Consider the following 1333-nt stretch of genomic DNA (forward strand, 5'->3'; position numbering starts at 1 on the left):
TCCAAATACAGTCGCAATACAAAAGTCACCATAGCAAAGCGCTATCTTCAGGGCGAAAATTCTACCGCTCTCTCAACACTCACCGGCATACCCAGTCGTCAAATACGTTATTGGGGGCAAGTCTATCGGATCCATTCTAATCAAGGGTTCTTAAAGCGTTCACAGCCCTACAGCGCCAAGCAAAAGTATCATATACTGCTAAAAATGGTGACCGAGCGTTGGTCCTTAGGCTATACCAGTGCCTTTTTCAATCTCGCGTCTCCAGGTGTCTTATCGACTTGGCATAAGCAGTTCCTCGCGCAAGGCTTAGCCGGGCTCTCAAACCTCCGAGGCAGACCTGTAATGAGCAAGCAAATACCGAATACACAATCCTCTTCTCACTCCACACAAGAGGAACAGATCAAAGCGATGCAAGAAGAGCTGGACTACCTACGTGCGGAAAATGCCTACTTAAAAAAGCTCGATGCCCTGCTCAAGAAAAAAGAACGCCAAACATCGAAAAAGCAGGGCTAATTGAAGCACTTCGAACACGCTTTCCACTCAAGCATTTACTCAAAGCTGCTCGAATGGCTCGCAGTGTCTTTTACTATTCATTGAAACAGCGAAGTAAACCAGACAAATATGCCAATGAGATCAAGGTACTATCTCAGCTTTACCATGAGCATAAAGGACGCTACGGGTATCGACGAATTTACTTGGGGCTTCGTCGTTTAGGTTATTCGCTGAATCATAAAGTCGTACAACGGTTAATGCAGCGACTTGGGCTTAAATCCACCGTTCGGCCAAAACGTTATCGCGCTTATCGAGGTGAAGTTGGGCAAGCTGCAGAGCATCTTCTACAGCGCGACTTTTCTGCTAGTCAACCGAATGAAAAGTGGGTGACCGATGTCACGGAGTTTAAGGTCAAAGGCCAGAAAGTTTACCTGTCTCCGCTGATTGATCTGTTCAATCAGGAAGTGGTGAGCTATCGTATTGCCAAGCATACTCAACTCTCACTGGTCACAGAGATGTTTGAAGAGGGGCTGGAGAAGCTGCCGGAGCAGAAGACGCTCATGGTGCATAGTGATCAGGGTTGGCAATACCGAAATCCGCAAACGCAAAAATTGCTGAGAGATAACGGCATTGTGCAAAGCATGTCGAGAAAAGGCAATTGCTTAGACAACGCCGTAGCGGAAAACTTTTTTGGGATTCTCAAATCAGAAATGTATCATGCTAAAGCGTTTAAAGATGCTGATCATCTGATTCAAGAAGTGCATGACTATATTGAGTACTATAATCACAAACGCATCAAGCAGAAACTCAAAGGCCTGAGTCCGATAGAGTATCGAAATCA

At 45.6% G+C, this 1333-nt stretch carries 1 protein-coding gene and 1 pseudogene; both read left to right on the plus strand.

The genetic code is table 11. The features are described 5' to 3' along the window. Nucleotides 1-513, plus strand: a pseudogene (locus HZ297_RS11990) (hypothetical protein); the annotation flags it as partial. Further along, nucleotides 495-1333 (plus strand): IS3 family transposase (locus tag HZ297_RS11765; protein ID WP_343034834.1); only part of this gene is annotated, 839 nt, incomplete at its 3' end. The pseudogene HZ297_RS11990 and the gene HZ297_RS11765, both read left to right, overlap by 19 nt.

Origin of the sequence: Thiomicrorhabdus cannonii (assembly GCF_013391695.1) — a bacterium.
In the GTDB taxonomy this organism is placed as follows: Bacteria; Pseudomonadota; Gammaproteobacteria; order Thiomicrospirales; family Thiomicrospiraceae; genus Thiomicrorhabdus; species Thiomicrorhabdus cannonii.